We start from the raw sequence: 20,304 nt of genomic DNA on the forward strand, positions 1-20,304 counted from the left end.
ACGCTTCAAAGGAGATTGTTGATGGCAAGTGATGCATTTCCGGTCCAGGAGGAGGTACTTGCGGCAGCTATCTCCGGCAGGGAGGTGATACCTCCAAGAAGCAGCATGCCTGCGAAGGCCTGTCCAATTCCAGTTCGATCTGCAATGGCATCCAGATACCCCGTCAGGCGAGTTCCGGCCCACCAAACGCAAGCTGCCGCCATGGCGAAGATCCGAACGTTAGCCAAGAGGCCGAAGTTAAGCAAGGACGTCGGTCTACCTCGACCCGTTTCCACCGGTCAAGCCAGCCAAATCAGCAGTAGCACTCAGCGGCTTGCCACGAGCAACGGCCGCACTATTCCTGATCAGCAGACCCACGATGGCCGCCAGCCCCGCTGGGCCACAATCCCCAGCTCCGGCTGTACGGCCAGACCGGGACTGTGGCGACGATGAAGAGGATCACGAGAGCTATCAGGATTCCGCTCACGGACATCGTATCATTCGCCTGTCATGGTGCCGATGTAGAGCGCCAAAACAAACCTGGCCGTTGCCAGCGGCTCGCTCCGTCCGGGTCAATTAATGCTTCAGAAATGCTTCAGAGCTTCGATCCAGTCACTGTGATCGGCTCGGATCTAATACTCCACTCACTGTTCTCTGCAGCCACGACAACTGCCAGCTGCCTCATATTCGCTGCCCAGTCGGGAACACGCACGTTCATGCGAAGGGTACCATCAGACGATGTACGCGCCCGCTCAATGATCTCATAGGCTGCTTGGCGTCGACCAGCACCGATGACGACTGGGGTATCGGACGGCAGACCCTGTGCCGTCACTGTTAGCGTCTCACCTGAGGCAACCTCCGTCGGAGTGACCGACACCGAGCCTTTGACCGAACCTGTCCCGGAGCTCTGGAGCTGGCGCTCAACGCTCTCCATACGCTGGCGAAGATCCGGGTTTCTGTCGAGAAGATCCTGGGCTGAGGAGCCGAGATTGCGGGCAAAGTCCGACAACGTGGCGACGGCTTGCCCCGCAAGGGAACCAAGGCGCCCGAGCCCCTCGTCGACATCTCCTCGTACATCGAGCTGCATACCAACCCGAAGGTCTCGGGATCCTTCTATGCGTGGGTTAAGCCTCATCAAGCTCCGCTCCGTGACGTCGCAACGCTCTGCGATGCTGCTTAGCGTGTCATCTCTCTGCACCGTAACCGCATCGCCACATCCCGAGGGCTGAGTCTGCGATAGGGCCACGCTGGGCAGCAGAGCACAAGCAAAGAGCGGAACTATAAAGCTGTGATGCTTTGCCATAAAGCAACCCTCCAATAAGCAGGTCTCCGTTTAGAACAACAAGAATAGAAGAATGATGATCGGGATCGGAATACCAATCATCCAGAGTAGAAGACCTTTGAACATGACATCTCCCCCGTGGCGAGACAAAAGTCTGACGAGGCAACTCGGCGCGGTGCTGATGGTTCACCCCATCAGAGCAGAGGGGTAGACTCATGCGTCTCAACCGTCCGATCATGATCTCTATCCTGCGGCTTGCGGGAGGATTGGCATGTGCGGCTGGCGCAGGGCTCCTTGTGATCGCATTCTGGGCTGAAGAGCTGCGTGCTCTCCTTATCCTGTCGGCAGCCGCTGCGGGTGCGGTAGGTCTGACATTTCTTGGCTTTGCGACGAACCTCGTCATCCTGAACGATATCCGCTCTCACCTGCAGAGTCGCGACGATAAGTAAGACTTGCTTGCGCTCGCCCGAGAACTCCTGCCGAGAGCATGCGGTGGCAGAAATCATCTCTGCTGCAGAACAGGACACGATGCAGTCGCAAAGCACCCTCGTCCTCCTCATCGCTCTTTCGTTCTCCGCTGTGCATGTCTTCGGCAAGAGTATGGTGTTTCTGCGAACGACGCCCCGCAGCGCTTGGTTGTCTCTCGCGGGCGGGGTCTCGGTCGCCTAGGTGTTTGTGCATCTTCTACCGGAGCTCGCCGCTCGCCAGGAGACCTTCCGCCAGGAGACTGAGGAAAACAGTGGCTTTCTCTCGGCCTCGAGAGCCACACCTATCGAATTGCTCTCCTTGGCTTGGCCGTCTTCTATGGCTTAGATCGCCTTGTCCGCACCTCGGCCAGGAACGAGGAACGGGCTGGTCGGGAGAAGCGGCCGTCACGCGAAGCCTTCTGGCTCCATCTCGGCTCATTCGCGATTTACAATGTGCTGATTGGCTATCTTCTCCTGCACAGGGAGGAGACGGACCTGCGCGGCCTCATCATCTACGGCATTGCCATGGGAATGCACTTCGTTGTCAATGACCAAGGCCTGCGCGAGCATCATGGCAAAACCTATGACACGGAAGGCCGCTGGGTCCTGGCAGAGACCCCGCTGCTCGGCGGGAGCATCGGGCTTGCGACGGAGCTTCCGCCGCTGGCTATTGCCTCCTTGTTTGCTTTCCTCGCCGGCGGCGTCGTCCTCAACGTGCCCAAGGAAGAGCTGCCCGAGGAACGGGAGAGCCGGTTTTCGGCTTTCGCACTCGGAACAGGGGCTTACGCAGCCCTGCTCCTGGCAACTCATTAGGCCTGCATGGCGCTCATCCTTGAACCCTCCTGGCCTTCTGGTGTTGAGCCATCAGGCACGCTGCTTTCACGGATGCCATCCGCACCTGCGCCGGAGAAATTCGATGCTTGATCTCAGCAGGATTCACAAGGGGTATGGAGGTGCGCACCTCCGATGACCACCGGCTCGTCACCGTTCGCGAGATTATGGAGCATGTCATCTTTCTCGATGAAGTCAAAGAACAGCCAGGTATGAACAAGAGACACGGCTGCACCACAACGAGCTCGCCGCGGCTCTGACCAACACGCTGGCCCGGATTGCCTGGAGCGTGCTGTGTCAGAACCGGACGTATGAACCACGAACCGCGGCTGCGGTAGCGTAAGGGCGATCCCGCCCTCCTCTACCATCAGCCGATAGGAGCTCGCCGAGGTCTGCGGGAGGAAGACGAGACGGAGAAGGTCGCGCCGTCGCATCTGGGCTCTGGTGACCCATTTGGCCGTGACGGGACGATCGCCTAATGAGACCGGATGCGCGCGGATATCCATGATGGCCAGGAGCTGTGCTCCACAAAGGGCCGGATACATTAGCCCAAGACCAACCTCGCCATCCTGAATTCCCTTGCGACGCACGGCCGGTCCATAGATGGGTCAGGCAGTGAAGTTCATCGCTCTTTCCGAATCTCTGGATTGGTGAGGATTGCTGCCCTCGGGCTTTGGTCTCGAATGTGCCAGATCCGGACCTTTGAAATCTCATTACGTCTGAAGCAACGCAGCTATCCTTCGTCGCCCGGGAACTGGTCAAGGTCATAGGCCGATCCGTATGCCCGGCGGCGTCCGGCGAAAATTACACCCAGCAGGTGCGGAGGAGCATGCAAGCAACCGGGCCGAATTGCGCAGCGCATGCCGTTTTGTTCGAGGGCGGCGCCAGATCTCAAATACCTGAAGGCAGTGCAGCAGATGCGAGGCGCGTCTGCGAGGCCAGTCGGATTGGCGCGTTCACCGCGCCATAGCCCTGATAGTTGCGTCGCTCCACAATCTCGAAGAAGAATCCGCCTTCCATGGTCTTGGTATAGACCTGGAGATACTCGGCGGAGTCCTCCCGGTCATACAGGATGTTGCCCGCCCTCAAGCGCTCCACGTCATCGGCGGAAAGGTCCGTCCGCACTTCGAGATCGCCGTAGTAGTTCTCGGGGATCGGGAGGAGCTCGATCCCGTTCGCCTTCAGATGCTCGACGGTTGCGAAGATGTTTCCGGTCGCGAGCGCGATGTGCTGTACCCCGGATCCGAAGAGGTCGTGCAGGAAGCGGGACGACAGCGTTTGCCGGCTCTGCGACGCATTCAGGATGAGACAGAGTGAGCCGTCGCGGGTTTCGATGGCTTGGCTCTGGACCACGCCACCGGGATCGATCACCGTCTGAACAGGCGTCTTCTGCACTTCGAGAAGCGACGTGTAGAACAGAAGCCAGGTCAGCATCTCCTCGTAATGCATCGATTGGGAGACGTGATCGACCATGGTGAGCCCGGCGCCCGCAAAGTCACCGCCCTCGAGGGGTTCGAAATCCACCTCCCAGAGCCGGTCGAGTCCGGTCTTATGGTCGACGAAATACAGCAAGCTGCCCCCAAGCCCGCGGACCGCCGGGATGTTCATCTCGCCAGGCCCGACCGGCTGCTGGAAAGGCTGGTCGAGCAGCATCACGGCTCGCTTCAACATCCCGGGCGCATCATTGACCCGCAACGCCAGGGCGCACACGGATGTGCCATGCGTGATGTTGAAGGAATGGGCATAGCCTTCCTTGTCCGCGTTCACGACGATGTTGATATCGCCCTGGCACCAGCGGGTCACTGCCTTGGAGCGGTGGATGCCAGCCTTGCGGAAGCCGAGCCCGCTCAAGGTCTTCTCGAACCCGACGGCGCTACGCTCATCCACGGCAAACTCGATGAACTCGACGCCGGAGCTTGCGGCCTTGGGCGGAATGTCCTGGAGGCCAGGAAAGGCTGCTCCGGTCTGCCGGCGCAGTTCGTCGAGCATGACGATCAGGGAGCGCTGGCCATCGATGGCGACGCTGCGCGTCGAGCCCGCGCGGAAGCGGTCGTTGAAGATCTCCAGGGACAGGAGGCCGCTGAACCCAGTTGCGTGAAGCGCGAGCATGAACTCGTCGATGGGCAACTCGCCCTGCCCGGGGAAGCAGCGGTAATGCCGGCTCCAGGACAAATAATCCATGTCGAGCTTGGGCGCGTCGGCCATCTGAACCAGGAAGATTCTCTCCGGCGGGATGGAGCGGATCGCCGACAGGTCCGTCCCCCGGGCCAGGATGTGGAAGGAGTCGAGCACGAGCCCGACCGCCGGATGGTTGGCTCGCCGCACGACCTCCCAGGCATCGCGGTAGTCGTGGATGTGCCGCCCCCAGGACAAGGCCTCGAACCCGACACGCATGCCGCGTTTTGCGGCACGCTCCCCGAGCTCATGGAAATCGGCAGCCGCCCGGTCGATTCCACCGAGGGAGTCCGGCGAGACGTTGCTGCACACCATCAGGAGATCGCAGCCGAGTTCCTCCATGACGTCGAACTTGCGCTCCGCCCGAGCGAACACCTTCGACCGCTGCGGCTCGGGCATGCCCTCGAAATCCCGGAACGGCTGAAAGGTAATCGTTGCAAGCCCCAACCCCTCGATCATCCTTCGTGCATCTTTGGGGCTGCCATTGAAGGAGAGAAGGTCGTTCTCGAAGATCTCGATTCCTTTGAACCCGGCAGCCGCGATGGCTTCGATCTTCTTGGTCAGGGTGCCGCTGAGGCAGACGGTGGCGATGGCAGTGCGCATGCTCGTTGATCCATTTCTTCTCTGGAGTGCGGGAGCTTGTTGCCGTTCCGGAGCACTCCTTCCTCGTCAGCCGATGGTTCCGGTGGCGAGCGCATGCTCGACCCCGCCGGAGACGTGGCGCCTCAGCACCTCGCAGGCCTCTTCGGAATCCCTCCGCAGAGCACATTCCAGCAATTCGGCATGCTCGCGCGCTGCGATCTCGCCCCGGTAGCTCAGAGCGATCATCTGGTAGCGAAGGTACTTGTCGAAGACCGCCGCATGGGTGTCGATCAACATCTTTGACCCGCAGGCCGAGATGAGGGCCTGATGGAACTGCCAGTCATATTGCTTCCATTCCTCGGTGCTCGTCTGGTCGCCCCTCGCCATGCGCTCCTCCATCCGGGCGAGCCGGTGGTGGGCGGCGACGACGCGACCTTCCCATTCCACGTCGCCGGCCCGGAACGATTGCTCCAGCGCGCGGCATTCGAGAAGTTGCCGAAGGGCCGCGATCTCCCTCAGGTTGGCAATCGAAACGGGAGCGACCTCAAAGCCCTTCTGGCCTTCGGCGACAACGAGCCTCTCGGAGGAGAGGCGGTTCAGGATTTCGCGCAACGTGCTGACGCTTGCACCGTAGTTTGCCTTGAGTTGGTCGAGCTTCAACTTCCTGCCAGGGGGGAGGCGACCGAACATGATGTCGGTCCGGATCCTTTGGTAGGCGCTCTCTCCGACAGTCGAAAGCTGAGGGCTTTCATCCACTGCGTCACTCATCGCAAAACACCACTTTCCAAGGTGCTGGTCACGCATCCGTTTACATGCCGGGTCAGCACCTCGCAGGCCCGGTCCGCATCGCGCGTGAGGGCGCAATCGAGCAGAATCTTGTGCTCCTCGGCGGCGATCTCCCCCCGGAAGACGATCGCCACCATCTGGTATCGGAGGTACTGGTCGAAGACCCCGCCATAGAGGTCGAGAAGGGTTTCTGAGCCACAGGCTTCAATCAGCACCTGATGAAACTCGCGGTCATACCGCTTCCAGAGCTCGATGCCGTCGCGGTCCCCCGCCATCATCCGGCGCTCCAGGACGGCCAGCTTGTAATGTGCGGCAACGACACGGCTCTCCCATTCCAGGTCACCTGCCGCGAAGGACAGCGGCATTGCGTAGGTTTCCAGGAGAAGCCGCATCGCGGCGACATCCTCAAAGCCGGCCGGAGAAACCGGGGCGACCCGGAAGCCCCTCTGCCCTTCGGCGAGGACCAGCCCCTCGGAGGATAGGCGGCTGAGGATCTCCCTTAGGGTGCTGACGCTGGCTCCATAGACCGTCGCAAGCCGATCCAGCCGGAGCCTCGCCCCAGGGGCAAGCCGGCCGAACACAATGTCGGTGCGGATCCGGTCGTAAGCTCGATCCGCAATGGATGTGGCCAGCAACTCAACACTCATGAGGCCGGCATTCCGTTGCTGGGCACTGTCTGATCCTTTCAACGCGCCACGGGCCAGCGCAGCGCAAGCCCAAACATGATTAAATGCAAAATATCATACGTTCCAGGAAATACCTATTGATTCTAAAAACATCGGAGAGGATAGTACCGCTAAGACGCAGGCTACTGCGCGGTAGGAACTTCGGAGAGGAACACATGGCACTCAGCATCAATCGACGCCTTCTCGTGGCCGCCGGCGCGGCCCTTCTGACCTGGGGAGCAAGCGAGTCCGCGACTGCCCAGACATCGAAGCCGCTGCGCTTCTCCGCCGTCTTCTCGGAGCAGGACATTCGGGCGGAAATGATGAAGCGCCTTGGCGAGGAGCTGAAGTCGCAGGGCTTCACTCTTCAGCCCTACTATGGCGGCACGCTGTTCAAGCAGGGCACCGAGCTGGTCGCCATGCAGCGCGGCAACCTTGAGATGGGCAACATCGCGCCGCAGGACATCTCCAATCAGATCCCAGCCTGGTCCATCGTTACCTCGGCCTATCTGTTCCGCGATGCCGACCACCTGAAGAAGGTGTTCGAGAGCGACGTTGGTAAGGAACTGAAGAAGATGGCTTCCGACAAGCTCGGGATCCATATCCTGGGACCGACCTATTTCGGTGCGCGCCAGGTCGGCCTGAAGCCGGAGAAAAAGATCAACACGCCTGCGGACATGGCGGGGATCAAGCTACGCATGCCAGGCGGTGACGCCTGGCAGTTCCTCGGGACGGCACTCGGGGCCAACCCGACGCCCATGGCCTATGCCGAGGTCTATACGGGCTTGCAGACAGGCGCCATCGACGGGCAGGACAACCCGCTGCCAAACGTGCAGAACATGAAGTTCTACGAGGTGATGTCGCAGATTGCGCTGACATCGCACCTCGTCGGGTTTGATCTCCTGGCCGTGTCCAACAAGGTCTGGGATGCGATGAGCCCGCAGCAGCAGGCTGCCTTCCAGGCCGCGGCCGACAAGGCCATCGAGTGGAGCACTCAGGAACACCTGAAGAAGGAAGCAGAACTCGTCAGCCTCTTCAAGGACAAGGGCCTGAACGTCTATACTCCTGATCTCAAGGCCTTCCGCGACTTCGCGCAGAAGAAGTATCTGGCCTCCGATCTCGCCAAGAGCTGGCCTCCGGGCATGCTGGACAAGATCAACGCAATGTGACCCTTACCGTCGGATGCCGCCGGGACATGATCCTAGCGGTTCTCCTTCGCGTGATCCTTAGACGATCCCTGGCCAAACAGGAGGTCCTTCGCATGACGGCGTTCGCACGATCCACGGGCCGCTGGCTGGCGCGGCGCGCCGAAAATGTGGCGGCGGCCATGCTCGCCGCCATGTTTGCGGCCTTCCTCCTTCAGATTGCATTCCGCTATCTGCTCAATCTGCCCATCGGGTGGACTCATGAACTGAGCGCCATTCTGTGGATCTGGCTTGTTCTGTGGGGCGCTTCGTTCGTGGTCAGCGAGCGCGAGGAGATCCGGTTCGACGTCATCTATGGCGCTGTGGGACCTGGTGCGCGCCGGATCATGTGCATCATCACCGCCACAGCGCTCGTCGCACTCTATTCCGTATCGTTCCCGGCGGTTGTCGACTATGTCATCTTCATGAAGGTGCAGAGCTCCTCCTATCTGAACATCAGGTTCGATTTGCTGTTCGCGATCTACATCGTCTTCGCGCTCGCTGCGATCGTTCGATACATCTGGATTGCCTGGCAGGCCATGCGCGGGGCGGCGCCAGACGAGATTGACACCACCCAGGCGAGTTCCGGCGTATGACCTTCGCAAGTCCCTTCTCGCTCGCTCTCGTCGCGATCACCGCCCTCGCCTTTCTCGGCCTGCCCATCGGGCATTCTATGATTGCCGGGTCGATCCTGTACCTCCTTCTGGCTGGGCAGGATATGGGAGCGGCGGCCGAACAGCTCCTCAATGGGATGTACTCCAACTACATCATCCTATCGGTGCCGCTGTTCATCCTGGCTGCGGAATTCATGAACATCGGCAGCATGACCGACCGGCTCATGACGTTCTGCAATGCCCTGGTCGGCCGGTTCCGGGGCGGACTGGCACATGTCAATATTCTCCAAAGCATCATCTTCGCCGGCATGTCCGGATCGGCTATCGCGGATGCTGCGGGCACCGGGCGTATGATGCAGATGATGATGACCCGCGATGGCCGGTACACGTCAAGCTATGCGGCAGCCACGACAGCCGTCTCGTCGGTGATCGGCCCAATCATCCCGCCGTCGATTCCGATGGTGCTTTATGCCCTGGTGTCGGACGCTTCCATCGGCTTTCTCTTCCTGGGCGGCGTCGTTCCAGGGCTGCTCATGGCGCTGAGTCAAATGGCCATCGTGGCGGTCACGTCCCGCCGCAGGAACTTCCCCGTCGAGAAGCCCGTGCCGCTCAGGAAACTGCCGAGGATCACCTGGGACGCCTTCCCGTCCCTCATGATGCCCGTCGTCCTGCTCGGGGGCATCTACAGCGGCGTGATGACACCCACGGAAGCCGCCGCCGTCGCGGCCGCCTATGCGCTCCTCATCTCTGCGGGCCTTTACCGAAGCGTCGGCTGGCGCAACTTCTACAACTCGCTCGCAATCAGCGCCCGTACGAGCATCTCGATCGGTATGCTGATCGCCGGCTCGTTGGTGTTCAACTACGTTGTGACCGTCGAGAACATCCCGGATTCGGTGCGGGCGCTCCTTGCCGGATGGGAGCTGTCGCCTGTCGGCTTCCTGATCCTCGTCAACGTCTTGCTGCTGGTGCTCGGCTGCGTTCTCGAGGGAACGGCCATCCTGCTGATCGTCGTTCCGGTGTTCATCCCGACAGCCCAGGCCTTGGGCATCGATTTGGTGCACTTCGGGGTCGTGGCCGTGGTCAACATCATGATCGGGCTGATCACGCCGCCCTACGGTCTTCTCCTGTTCATCATGGCGAGCATCTCAGGAGCCCCGCTGCGCCACATCGTGCGGGACATCATGCCGTTTCTCCTGGCGATGGTCGTCGCTCTCGCAATCCTCACCTTCGTGCCCGAAACCGTCCTCTGGCTGCCACGTCTCTTCGGCTACCAGGGATAGCCGTCTGCATCCAAGGAAGGCATATCGATGGCCAAACCGATTTACATCCTCAACGGCCCCAACCTGAATCGCCTTGGGACGCGCGAACCGGAGATCTATGGCCACACTACCCTGGCTGAAGTGGAAGCGATGTGCCGGGAGGCGGCCTCGAGCCGCCCGATTGTGTTCCGGCAGTCCAATCGGGAATTCGAGCTTATCGACTGGGTGCATGAAGCCATCGACGAGGGCAGCGGAATCATCATCAATCCGGCTGCGTTCACATTCACGTCCATGGCGCTGATGGACGCCCTGAAGATGTTCCGGGGACCCATCTTCGAGCTGCACATCACGAACATTCACCGGCGTGAGCCGATCTACCACAAGTCCTATGTCTCCCCGATTGCGACCGCGGTGATTGCCGGCCTCGGAGTCAGAGGTTATCCGGCGGCAGTCCAGGCAATGCACGATCTCGTCGCGACGGCGGAAATCTGAGGCGGAGATGAGCGAGTTGCTGCTGTCAGTGTCCAGCCTCGAGATGGGTGAAGTTGCGGAGTCGTGGAAGCATCCGTCTGTTCTCGCCGGCCTGGTGGGGGCAGGAATTCAGGCGTCCCGCACGCCCGCGCTCCATGAGCGGGAGGGCGCCGAGCAGGGACTTCGCTACGTCTATAAGCTGATCGATCTTGAGGCGCTCAGCCTTGATGCAGGTGCTCTCCCGGAGATCCTCACCGCCGCCCAGCGCTTCGGCTTTGCCGGTCTCAATATCACCTATCCCTGCAAGCAGACCGTGATCCCGCTTCTCGACGATCTGTCGCCGGACGCGGCGTCGCTCGGAGCCGTCAATACCGTTGTCCTGAAGGGTGGCCGACGTATTGGACACAACACCGACTTGTGGGGTTTTGCAGAGAGCTTCCGCCGCGAGCTTCCGGATGTGCGCCGGGACCGGGTCGTACAGTTCGGTGCTGGCGGCGCCGGAGCCGCGGTGGCCCATGCCCTGCTGTCCCTCGGGGCTGGACAGGTCTCCATCATCGATACTCACGAGGAGAGGGCCGAAGATCTTGCCGCCACCCTGCGCAAGCGCTTTGGCCACAACCGTGCCGTCTCCAATCCTGTTCTATCAGAGGCGGTGGCCGGAGCTGACGGGGTGGTCAACACCACCCCGGTAGGGATGGCCAAATATCCTGGTATGGCCGTGCCCTCTGATCTGCTTCGCCCGGAACTGTGGGTGGCCGACATTGTCTACTTTCCGCTTGAGACGGAGCTGCTGCGCGAGGCCAGAGCCCACGGGTGCCGCACGATGGCAGGTGGTGGCATGGCCGTCTTCCAGGCCGTCGGTGCCTTTCGTCTCTTTACGGGGAAGGAGCCGAACGCCGCGCGCATGCTTCGTCACTTCCAGGAGATGTAGGAGTTTCGCGGAAGGTTGCCTCCGGGTCAAACTGAGCCGTTGGGCGTGGCCTTATGAAGGTCAGCTTGCCCTGTGACTGCGGAAGTTCGGCTTTCGTCTGCCTCGTGCCGTAAGCCGACTTTTTAAGACTGCCAGCAAGGCAGACCGAAACATCCTTCTCCTCACAATTCACAGCTACTCCTGCGTGCATTTGACTCATCTCGCGATGAGAACATACTAAGAACATCCTAAACACGAACTTGAGCGGGCACGGGATCATGCATGCCGGGCGACAGGACAGCCTTGCCGCTTTGCGGCTCCAGATTGCCCGGCTCGAAGGCGGTTCCCGGAAAGCCAGGCCGCTGCCCTTCGGCCCTCGCGAGATCGACAGCCACCTGCCGGGAGGCGGCCTCGCGCGAGGGGCCCTTCATGAGATGATCGAGGCGGGATCGGCCTCCGAGTTCGCCGGCAGTACGACACTCTTCACCGCAGGGATCGTCGCCCGCCTCAAGGGACCTGTTCTCTGGTGTCTGACGCGCCGGGATCTGTTCGCTCCAGGGCTTCTGCGCGCCGGACTTCATCCTGATCGCGTGATCTATGCCGAAGCCGAGCGCGAGCGCGAGATCCTGCCTCTCATCGAGGAAGGACTGCGCGAAAAAGGTTTGGCCGCCGTGGTCGGCGAGGTTACGCGCCTGGGCCTCACCGCATCGCGCCGCCTGCAACTGGCAGCTGAAGCCACAGGCGTGACGGCGCTCGTCATCCGGCGCTGGTGGACAGTCGCCGAGAAGGATCTGGTCCGCTTGCCGACGGCTGCCGCAACCCGCTGGCGCATTGCTCCTGCCCCATCTGAACTCATGCCGGCACCCGGTCTTGGACGGGAACGCTGGCAGGTCGAACTCCTGCGCTGTCGTGGCGCTGAACCTCGTACATGGATTCTGGAGGCCTGCGATGCGAAGGGTCGTCTCGCTTTACCTGCCGACCTGGCCAACCGATCGGATCAGGCGGCGGACCGGCGAGCCGCCGCGTCATGAGCCCCTGGTGACCGCGCACGTGGTCGGCTCGCGCCGTGTCGTGCGTGCCGCCTGCGCTGCTGCGCAGGACATCGGCCTCTATTCCGGCATGGCGTTGGCTCAGGCTCAGGCGCTGGTGCCGAACCTGCATGTGGCAGAGGCCACGCCCGAGGAGGACGACGCCTCGCTCCGGGAGCTCGCGCGCTGGGCTATCAACTACTCGCCCGTAGTGTCGCCCGATCCGCCGGATGGGCTCTGGATCGACATCGCCGGTGTGGCGCATCTCTTCGGCAGCGAGGAGGAACTGCTCCGTGATCTCACCAGCCGCCTGACGCGCCAGGGCATCGCTGCGAAAGCGGCGGTCGCCGACGCTCCTGGGACAGCCTGGGCCGTGACCCGCTACGGCGCGGGCGGTGTCGTGCCCACGGGCCGGGCCGTGGATGCTGTCGCGCCCCTGTCGATCCGCGCCCTGAGGCTTCCCGTCGACAAGCTCGGCACCCTGCATCGTCTTGGCATCGAGCGGATTGGCCAGTTGGCCGCCATGCCGCGTGCGCCGCTGGTCCGTCGCTTCGGACGGGACGTAGCTCTGCGGCTCGATCAGGCCATGGGTCATTCGTTCGAGCCCATCACGCCCCTCGTTCCCAAAGAGACCCCGACCGCCGCCCTCGCCTTCGCGGAGCCGATTGGCCGACTCGAGGATCTCACATCCGTGGTGCTGCGTCTCGCCAAGGATCTATGCCGGCAATTGGAATGCCGCGGTGAAGGCGCTCGCCGGCTCGATCTCCTCTGCCAGCGTGTTGATCAGAAGAGCGCCTGCCTGCGGGTCGGGACCGCCAAGGCCAACAGGGACGCCGTTCATCTGGCCAGGCTCTTCGACGAACGTCTCCAAACCATCGATCCCGGTTTCGGCATCGAGGAGATCGTGCTGGTCGCGAGCAAGGTGGAGCCCCTGACGGAGAGGCAAACCCAGGCGCAGGGCATGGGCGATGAGGCGGGCGAAGCCGACATGAGCCAGCTTGTCGACCGCCTCGGCGCCCGCATCGGCATGAGGAACGTTTACCGCCTCGCGCCCGTCCAGAGCCTCGTGCCGGAGCGCATGGCACGCCGGATTCCAGCGCTCGCGCCGCCAACGGGCTCCGTCTGGCCAGAGAACCTGCCGCGACCACCGCGCCTGCTCGATCCGCCCGAACCGGTGGTGGCGACCGCCCTTCTCCCGGATCACCCGCCGCGGTTCTTTATCTGGCGCAACGTGAAGCACAATGTCGCCAAGGCTGACGGGCCGGAACGCATCACGCCCGAATGGTGGAACGGCGACAAGGGCTCGGCCGCCCGCGACTATTACCGCGTCGAGACCGAGCAAGGCGGCCGCTTCTGGATTTTTCGCGATGCCCCCACTGCTGAAGGCGGACGCTGGTGGATGCATGGGTTCTTCGCATGAGCGAGCGCCCTGCAGATCCCACCTACGCCGAGCTTCAGGTCACGACCCATTTCTCGTTCCTGCGCGGCGCCTCAAGCCCGCAGGAGCTGTTCGAGCAAGCGAAGCTCCTCGGCATCACGGCGCTCGGCATCACCGACCGCAACTCGCTGGCGGGAATCGTGCGTGCCTACGAGGCCTCTCGGGATACGGGCGTACGGCTGATCGTCGGATGTCGTCTTGATCTCACCGATGGCACGTCGCTCCTCGTCTATCCCACGGATCGCGCCGCCTATTCCCGCCTGTGCCGGCTGCTCAGCATCGGCAAGAGCCGCGGCGGCAAGGGGCAGTGCCATCTTGCCTGGGATGATGTGGTCGCCTGGAACGAGGGACTGCTCGCTGTTCTGCTGGGCGATCATGCTGACGACAGGCTTAGGGCCAACCTCGCCCGTCTCACACGGACCTTCGGCAACCGCGCCTACATGGCCCTGATCCGGCGCTTCGTGCCCAACGAGCATGTGCGCCTCTACGCCATTGAGCAGGCGGCGCAGGCAGCCCGAGTGCCGACCATCGCCATGGGCGATGTGCTCTATCACTACCCGGGCCGCCGCCGCCTGCAGGATGTCGTCTCCTGCATTCGGGAAGGCTGCACCATCGATGAGGCCGGCTATCGCCTCGAGCGTCATGCCGACCGCTACCTCAAGGATCCGGCTGAGATGGAGCGCCTCTTCGGGCGCCACAGGCAAGCGTTCCGGCGCGTGCAAGAGATCCTGGGTCGCTGCACCTTCTCGCTCGACGAGTTGCGCTATCAGTATCCATCCGAGACCGATCCCGGCGAGACGGCCCAGGAGAAGCTGGAACGGCTCACTTGGGATGGTGCAAGGCAGCGCTATCCGGACGGCATCCCCGATGCGGTCGCGACGACCTGCCGTCGTGAGCTGCGTCTGATCAAGGAGCTGGGCTATGCGCCCTACTTCCTGACCGTGCACGCCATCGTGTCCTTTGCCAGGTCGCGCGGCATCCTGTGCCAGGGCCGCGGCTCTGCGGCAAACTCCGCCGTGTGCTTCGTGCTTGGCATCACCTCCATCAACCCGACCGAGCACGACCTGCTGTTCGAGCGCTTCGTCTCACAGGAGCGGCGCGAGCCGCCGGACATCGATGTCGATTTCGAGCACGAGCGCCGCGAAGAGGTGATCCAGTGGATCTACGACACCTACGGCCGCCATCGCGCGGCGCTGACCGCCGTCGTGTCCTGCTATCGCGCCAAGGGCGCCGTGCGCGAGGTCGGCAAGGCCCTCGGCGTTCCCGAGGATGTGACGGCGGGACTGGCCGGCCTCGTCTGGGGCTGGGGCAACGATGGGGTGTCGGACAAGGAGGCCAGGGAACTCAACCTCAACCTCGACGATCCGCGCCTGCGCATGACCTTGGAGCTTGCGAGCGAACTCATCGGTGCGCCGCGCCATCTCTCGCAGCACCCTGGCGGCTTCGTGCTCACGCAGGATCGCCTCGACGACCTCGTGCCGATCGAACCGGCCGCCATGGAGAACCGGCAGGTCATCGAGTGGGACAAGAACGACATCGACACCCTCAAATTCATGAAGGTCGATGTGCTGGGACTGGGCATGCTCGGCTGCCTGCGCCGCGCCTTCGATCTTCTCCGCGAGCACAAGGGCGAGGACTACGACATCGCCACGATCCCGGGCAAGGACGAGGCGACCTACGCCATGATCCGCAGGGCCGATACGGTGGGCACGTTCCAGATCGAGAGCCGGGCCCAGATGGCGATGCTGCCGCGCATGAAGCCGAAGACCTTCTACGATATCGTCATTCAGGTGGCGATCGTTCGCCCCGGCCCGATCCAGGGCGACATGGTGCATCCCTACCTGCGCCGCCGCGAGAAGAGAGAGGAAGTCGAATACCCGCGCCCGGAGCTCAGGCGCGTGCTGGAGAAGACACTCGGCGTACCCCTCTTCCAGGAGCAGGCCATGCGGGTGGCGATCGAATGCGCCGGCTTCACGCCCTCGGAGGCCGATCAGCTCCGGCGCGCGATGGCGACCTTCAAGTTCACAGCCGGCGTGTCGAAGTTCCGCGAGAAGCTGATCACGGGCATGACCGCTCGTGGTTACGATGCGGCCTTTGCCGAGCGCACCTTCAGGCAGCTCGAAGGCTTCGGCTCCTATGGCTTCCCGGAGAGCCATGCGGCGAGCTTCGCCAAGATCGCCTATGCCTCGTCTTGGATGAAGTGCCGCCATCCGGACGTGTTCTGCTGCGCCATCCTCAACTCCCAGCCCATGGGCTTCTATGCGCCCGCCCAACTGGTGCGGGACGCGCAGGCTCATGGCGTCGAGGTGCGCCCCGTCGACATCAACCACTCGCGCTGGGACTGCATCCTGGAGCCGACCCGGAACCCGAAACGTTTCGCTGTCCGGCTCGGGTTCCGGATGGTGCATGGTCTTGCCAATGCGGATGGCGCGATAGTCCCGATCATCCGCGCCGAGCGGCCTTACGCGTCCATCGAGGATCTCTGGCGGCGGGCCGGCCTTCCGGTGAAAGCCCTCAGGCACCTCGCCGAGGCCGATGCCTACGGCTCCATCGGAATCGATCGCCGTGAAGCGCTCTGGACCATCGAAGGTCTATCGGACGAGGTGCTGCCCCTGTTCGTAGCCGCTGACGAGCGCGAACGCACCATCAGGCCCGAACTCGTCGAGCCTGAGGTCGATCTCGTTCCCATGACGGAAGGCCGGGAGGTCGTGGAGGATTATCGTTCGGTCGGTTTGACGCTGCGCCGTCATCCCGTGGCATTCCTGCGGCAGGAACTGACCGAACGCTGGATCCATTCGTGCGGAAATCTTCACCGTGCTCGGGACGGCGAGCGTGTCACGGTGGCAGGCCTTGTCCTGGTGCGTCAGAAGCCGGGCTCGGCCAAAGGCGTGACCTTCATGACCATCGAGGACGAGACGGACGTCGCCAATCTCGTGATCTGGTCCGCGGTGTTCGAGAGGCACCGGCGCCTGATCCTGTCCTCGGGCATGATCGGCTGCCGCGGCCGGGTTCAGCGAGAAGGTGGTGTTACCCACCTCATCGCCGAGCACTTCATCGATCTGTCTGATCTGCTGCGTTCAATCGGAGATAGAGGTGGGGCTCTGCGGATGAGGCATGGCCGCGGAGACGAAGCTAAGGCCGGCATGCGCCAAATATTGCGCTCGGGGCCGCAAGGTGCTCCCGACCGAGTAAGCCAAGAGGCAGTGGAGGACTATCAAGCGCCTGTCATCAAAGTCGCAACACGAGATTTCCGCTAAACGGACGTCGGCGTCGCCTTCGGTCGAGACAAACCGACTCGCTCGTTACGCTGGTCTGTTTACCGCTGGCAACATGCCTGAGTGCGTGTTCACCTCCTGCGGTGCCGAAGAGTAAGTACCGGGGCGGCGGCAATCATCACAATGAATACGCGGATGATGTGGTGAGCAGCGACGAAGGTCACCTCAATCCCGAGGGAAAGCGCAACGAGACTCATCTCCGCAAGCCCGCCCGGTGAGTAGGCCAGAAGCAAGGGGACCTGGCTGTAGGATGAGATGGAGCTCACCCCGGTGGCGAACGCGGCGGTGATCGTGAGCAGGATCACCGTCGTCCCCAGCGACAGGACGAGGATGCGGAAGATCTCACGTGGGGCCGTGCCGGCGAAACGGCAGCCGATAGTGGTGCCCAGCACAAGCTGGGCGAAGCTAACGACCTCAAAAGCTGGCGCGAAGCGGGTCCAGCCGAGAACATGCAGCAGCGCTCTGACCAGCATGGGACCGAGGAGCAGCCGGGCCGGAAGCCGCAGGACATGCCCGAGCAACGCACCGGCAAGAGCCGTCGCAATCAGCCACACCTCGTCGCGCCAAGGTGTCTCGGGAGCGACAGCCCGAGCTACGATCTCGTCCCGAGAGCGGTCCCGCTCATCAGCCGCACAAGGAACGGCAATGTGAGCACGACGAGGAGAATGCGCGCCGCGTGGACGAGTGCAATGGTGCGGGCATCCCCACCCTTGTCCTCACCGGCAATGACCATCCCGACCAGACCGCCCGGCATTCCAGCAAAATACGCCGTGGGGAGGCCGAACCCTGCAATGCGGCGGAAGTATGCGACACAGGCGGCGCCGCTGACGAGGATGAAGTCCGCGAGCCCCAGCACCGTCGGCAGCCAGTGTGCAATGCTCTCAACAATCTGGGGAGTGAACCCGACGCCCAGCATCACGCCGATGATCATCGTCATGGGAGGGCGTACAGCGGCAGGGGCCGCAATAGGCGCGCGCAGGAGGGCAGCCAAGGTGCAGGCGGTCATGGAGCCCAGCATCCGGGGCAGCGGCAGGTTCAACAGCGCGAAGCCCCATCCCCCGGCAGCCCCGATCAGCAGCGCCGCAAGGAAACGGCAGTAGGGGAATGACGCTGGCGAGAACGCCCGCACCCATGCACGACAGGCTTTGACCAACTGATACGAAACCACTCCCTCAACATCCCGATGCCGCCGACCGAGGACGTGGCCTCAAACGGTCGCTTTCCTCCCGGGGCACGGGTCTTCATAGACCCTCGATTGCGGGTGCCGCCTGTTATTCCTGCGGTGCATCCCTGAACACGATGCAGACCGGACTGCCGGTCCGGGCAGCCTCTCCCCGGTGCGAAAGCATCCTGGTGGGCCGGTCAGCTTTGAAGGTTGTGATGGTGTCGCTGTCCTCGAACAACCAGACTCCGGTCGGATCAAGGGCAAAGAAGCGAGGGATCCTGCCGCGGCTCGCCTCCCAGCCAGCACTTGTCAGCCGGCCCGTGACTTGGTCGATACTGAAGATGGCGATGCTGTCGTGCCCCGGTTGGATGCGTAAACAAACCGCCTGTCCATTGAGACGGCAATTTCGGCGGCCCGGCTATGGCCCACGAACGTGTCAGAGAGGGTGCTGAGGACCTGGAGAGGTGTCAGCCCGCCATGTTCGAGATCAAGCCGGTAAGCCGTGACCGTGGCGTCAAGCTCGTTCACCACGTAACCAATGCCGTTCGTTGGATGGAATGCAATGCGGCGCGGACCTGCTCCCTCGCGGGCTGGAGCCGGCGGTGCATCGACGGCGAGAAGCCTTCCCTTCTCTTCGTTGAGCCGGAACGAGAAGACACGGTCGAGGCCCTTGTCCGGAACGGCAATGAAGCGCCCGGTCGGCTCGAACTCAACCTGATGGGGTTTGGCGAAGGGTTGCCCAACCCGGTGCGGACCAATCTCACCTTTGAAGACGACGAGATCGATGAGCTCGCCGAGCGAACCGTCCGCTTGCCGGGGCAGAAGCGCAAGACTCGACGTGACGTGGTTTGCCGCAACGATAAACCGGCTACCGGGATCAATGCGGAAGGTGCTGATCTCGCTCGTGTCGCCATGAACGCAGTACAGGAACCGGCGGCTGTGATCCAATGCCAGGAAGGACGGATTGTAGAGCCCGGTCACCTCCTGCACACGGGTCCAGACACCGGTTGCGGTGTCGACACGATAGACGTTGAGGCCGTTCCCGCGGGCCTTGCGCTCCCTGGTGGTGCGCGACCCAACATAGGCGAAACACACGGGCGACCTCACCGTCACCATGCCGATCCCTCAATGCCATGCATCGTCACTGCGCCTTGATGCCGGCGATCGTGGTGATGTTCTTGAACTTCTCCGACTCGGCAGCAAGGAAGCTCTTGAACTCGTCCGGCTTTGTGGGGGACGGATAGCTGCCCAAGGACCCGAGCTTCTTGGCGGTGGCTGGGTTGTTGAGCACCTGAACGACTGCCTTGTTCAGCTTGTCGATGACCGGGGCCGATGTACCGGCCGGCCGAACAAGCCAAACCAGCTGGTCACGTCGTACCCCTTAAGCTGCGGATGCTCGGCCATCGCGGGAACGGACGGCAGGCTCGGGACCCGCTCCGAGGCTGTAACCCCAAGCGCCCTCACCTGATCGGCCTCGACGAAGGGGGCCACGGCCAAGTAACTCGCGAAGGTTGCCGTGACATTGTTCCCCAGGACGTCGGTGACCTGCTGGGCCGCGCCCCGATAGGGAACGTGCATCAGGTTGGTGGAAGCCATGCGGTTGAGGAGTTCCCCAGCAAGGTGCTGCGGGTTGCCGATGCCGCTCGATGAGAAGGTCGCCTTGGCGTCCTTGTTGTTTCCGGCATTGCTCAGGTTGTCCAGGGACTTGATGTCGGATGCAGCATTGACGACCAGGACGTTGGGAACCTTCACCACCAAGCTGACGGGAGTGAGATCGCGGCTTGGGTCGTACTTGATGCTCTTGAAGAGATGCGGGTTCACCGCGACTTCGCCGGCAGACGACAGCAGAAGCGTATAGCCGTCCCGCTCGGCGCGCGTGACCGTCTCCGCTTCGCGTATCCCGCTCGCGCCTAGCTGTTCTCAATGACAACTGACTGGCCGAGGACCTCTTTCAGGCCCTCACCGAGAATGCGGCCGACCGTGTCAACACCCCCGCCGGCCGTGAACGGCATAACCACCTTGATCGGTCGGGCTGGATAGTCGTTCTGGGCAACCGCCACCGTGGATGCGAAGCCGAGACCGAGGACAAGAGCGACCCTAAGGGACATGTAAGTTATTGGTTTCATGCGTTTTCCTCCCGCGCCTGCCCTGAAAAGAGCATCAGGAGCATGCATCCATTTGGCATGTTGAAAT

21 protein-coding genes and 1 pseudogene are annotated in these 20,304 nt (G+C 62.5%); 10 read left to right on the forward strand and 12 right to left on the reverse strand.

Annotation, left to right across the window (positions count from 1 at the left end; genetic code table 11):
* Positions 1–5: 5 nt before the first annotated feature.
* From GR328_RS28660 to GR328_RS23220, 3 genes are all read right to left on the reverse strand, one after another.
* Positions 6–203 (reverse strand): hypothetical protein, encoded by a 198-nt coding sequence (locus GR328_RS28660; RefSeq protein WP_425487071.1) that lies wholly within the window; start codon positions 201–203, stop codon positions 6–8.
* Between the two features lie 131 nt (positions 204–334).
* Positions 335–472, reverse strand: coding sequence for a DUF3309 family protein (locus GR328_RS23215; RefSeq protein ID WP_160888043.1), 138 nt, complete (start codon positions 470–472; stop codon positions 335–337).
* A gap of 102 nt (positions 473–574) precedes the next feature.
* Positions 575–1,117, reverse strand: coding sequence for a hypothetical protein (locus GR328_RS23220; RefSeq protein ID WP_425487069.1), 543 nt, complete (start codon positions 1,115–1,117; stop codon positions 575–577).
* A 359-nt stretch (positions 1,118–1,476) separates the two neighbouring features.
* Between GR328_RS23220 and GR328_RS23225 the strand changes: the two genes are divergently transcribed.
* Entirely contained in the window at positions 1,477–1,710 is a 234-nt protein-coding gene (locus tag GR328_RS23225; RefSeq protein ID WP_160888045.1) for a hypothetical protein, read from the forward strand.
* Positions 1,711–2,052: 342 nt separating this feature from the next.
* The gene (locus GR328_RS23230) at positions 2,053–2,541 is read left to right on the forward strand and encodes a hypothetical protein (protein WP_205790245.1); all 489 of its coding nucleotides are present in this window, start codon (positions 2,053–2,055) and stop codon (positions 2,539–2,541) included.
* A gap of 909 nt (positions 2,542–3,450) precedes the next feature.
* Here GR328_RS23230 and GR328_RS23235 read toward each other — a convergent pair.
* The 3 genes from GR328_RS23235 to GR328_RS23245 form a co-directional block, all read right to left on the reverse strand.
* Positions 3,451–5,337, reverse strand: a complete 1,887-nt coding sequence (locus tag GR328_RS23235) for a bifunctional sugar phosphate isomerase/epimerase/4-hydroxyphenylpyruvate dioxygenase family protein (RefSeq protein ID WP_160888046.1) — start codon at positions 5,335–5,337, stop codon at positions 3,451–3,453.
* A 66-nt stretch (positions 5,338–5,403) separates the two neighbouring features.
* Positions 5,404–6,084 carry a GntR family transcriptional regulator gene (locus tag GR328_RS23240; RefSeq protein ID WP_160888047.1) on the reverse strand — a complete coding sequence of 227 codons (681 nt, stop codon included), beginning with the start codon at positions 6,082–6,084 and terminating at the stop codon, positions 5,404–5,406.
* Positions 6,081–6,749: a GntR family transcriptional regulator gene (locus GR328_RS23245; protein WP_160888048.1), complete on the reverse strand. Its 669-nt coding sequence runs from the start codon at positions 6,747–6,749 to the stop codon at positions 6,081–6,083. Before GR328_RS23245 ends, GR328_RS23240 begins: the two co-directional genes overlap by 4 nt.
* Before the next feature lie 194 nt (positions 6,750–6,943).
* Here GR328_RS23245 and GR328_RS23250 point away from each other — a divergent pair, with 194 nt between their 5' ends.
* The 8 genes from GR328_RS23250 to GR328_RS23285 all read left to right on the forward strand — a co-directional run bounded on the left by GR328_RS23250 (position 6,944) and on the right by GR328_RS23285 (position 16,928).
* Complete coding sequence (locus GR328_RS23250; protein WP_160888049.1) at positions 6,944–7,936, forward strand: sialic acid TRAP transporter substrate-binding protein SiaP; 993 nt, start codon at positions 6,944–6,946, stop codon at positions 7,934–7,936.
* Between the two features lie 92 nt (positions 7,937–8,028).
* A complete protein-coding gene (locus GR328_RS23255; protein ID WP_160888050.1) occupies positions 8,029–8,547 on the forward strand; it encodes a TRAP transporter small permease in 519 nt (172 codons plus the stop codon).
* Complete coding sequence (locus tag GR328_RS23260; RefSeq protein ID WP_160888051.1) at positions 8,544–9,845, forward strand: TRAP transporter large permease; 1,302 nt, start codon at positions 8,544–8,546, stop codon at positions 9,843–9,845. Before GR328_RS23255 ends, GR328_RS23260 begins: the two co-directional genes overlap by 4 nt.
* 27 nt (positions 9,846–9,872) lie before the next feature.
* Positions 9,873–10,316, forward strand: coding sequence for a type II 3-dehydroquinate dehydratase (locus GR328_RS23265; RefSeq protein WP_160888052.1), 444 nt, complete (start codon positions 9,873–9,875; stop codon positions 10,314–10,316).
* 43 nt (positions 10,317–10,359) lie between these two features.
* The gene (locus GR328_RS23270) at positions 10,360–11,226 is read left to right on the forward strand and encodes a shikimate dehydrogenase (RefSeq protein WP_160888069.1); all 867 of its coding nucleotides are present in this window, start codon (positions 10,360–10,362) and stop codon (positions 11,224–11,226) included.
* Positions 11,227–11,483: 257 nt separating this feature from the next.
* Positions 11,484–12,236, forward strand: coding sequence for an ImuA family protein (locus GR328_RS23275; RefSeq protein WP_160888053.1), 753 nt, complete (start codon positions 11,484–11,486; stop codon positions 12,234–12,236).
* Between the two features lie 7 nt (positions 12,237–12,243).
* The gene (locus GR328_RS23280; protein WP_343039461.1) at positions 12,244–13,653 is read left to right on the forward strand and encodes a DUF6504 family protein; all 1,410 of its coding nucleotides are present in this window, start codon (positions 12,244–12,246) and stop codon (positions 13,651–13,653) included.
* Positions 13,650–16,928, forward strand: coding sequence for an error-prone DNA polymerase (locus GR328_RS23285; RefSeq protein ID WP_160888055.1), 3,279 nt, complete (start codon positions 13,650–13,652; stop codon positions 16,926–16,928). Before GR328_RS23280 ends, GR328_RS23285 begins: the two co-directional genes overlap by 4 nt.
* Before the next feature lie 89 nt (positions 16,929–17,017).
* On the opposite strand, the gene GR328_RS28105 is transcribed toward GR328_RS23285, so the two are convergent.
* The 6 genes and pseudogenes from GR328_RS28105 to GR328_RS23315 all read right to left on the reverse strand — a co-directional run bounded on the left by GR328_RS28105 (position 17,018) and on the right by GR328_RS23315 (position 20,237).
* Positions 17,018–17,500 carry an AbrB family transcriptional regulator gene (locus GR328_RS28105; protein WP_160888056.1) on the reverse strand — a complete coding sequence of 161 codons (483 nt, stop codon included), beginning with the start codon at positions 17,498–17,500 and terminating at the stop codon, positions 17,018–17,020.
* 38 nt (positions 17,501–17,538) lie between these two features.
* Positions 17,539–18,114, reverse strand: coding sequence for an AbrB family transcriptional regulator (locus GR328_RS28110; protein WP_160888057.1), 576 nt, complete (start codon positions 18,112–18,114; stop codon positions 17,539–17,541).
* Positions 18,115–18,217: 103 nt separating this feature from the next.
* Positions 18,218–19,227: pseudogene (locus GR328_RS23300) on the reverse strand (lactonase family protein).
* Between the two features lie 25 nt (positions 19,228–19,252).
* Positions 19,253–19,402, reverse strand: a complete 150-nt coding sequence (locus GR328_RS23305) for a hypothetical protein (protein WP_425487070.1) — start codon at positions 19,400–19,402, stop codon at positions 19,253–19,255.
* Positions 19,403–19,419: 17 nt separating this feature from the next.
* The gene (locus GR328_RS23310; protein ID WP_160888071.1) at positions 19,420–20,010 is read right to left on the reverse strand and encodes a tripartite tricarboxylate transporter substrate-binding protein; all 591 of its coding nucleotides are present in this window, start codon (positions 20,008–20,010) and stop codon (positions 19,420–19,422) included.
* Between the two features lie 11 nt (positions 20,011–20,021).
* The gene (locus GR328_RS23315; RefSeq protein WP_160888058.1) at positions 20,022–20,237 is read right to left on the reverse strand and encodes a type 2 periplasmic-binding domain-containing protein; all 216 of its coding nucleotides are present in this window, start codon (positions 20,235–20,237) and stop codon (positions 20,022–20,024) included.
* Positions 20,238–20,304 lie beyond the last annotated feature (67 nt).

This window comes from Microvirga makkahensis, from assembly GCF_009830105.1.
Classification (GTDB): Bacteria; Pseudomonadota; Alphaproteobacteria; order Rhizobiales; family Beijerinckiaceae; genus Microvirga; species Microvirga makkahensis.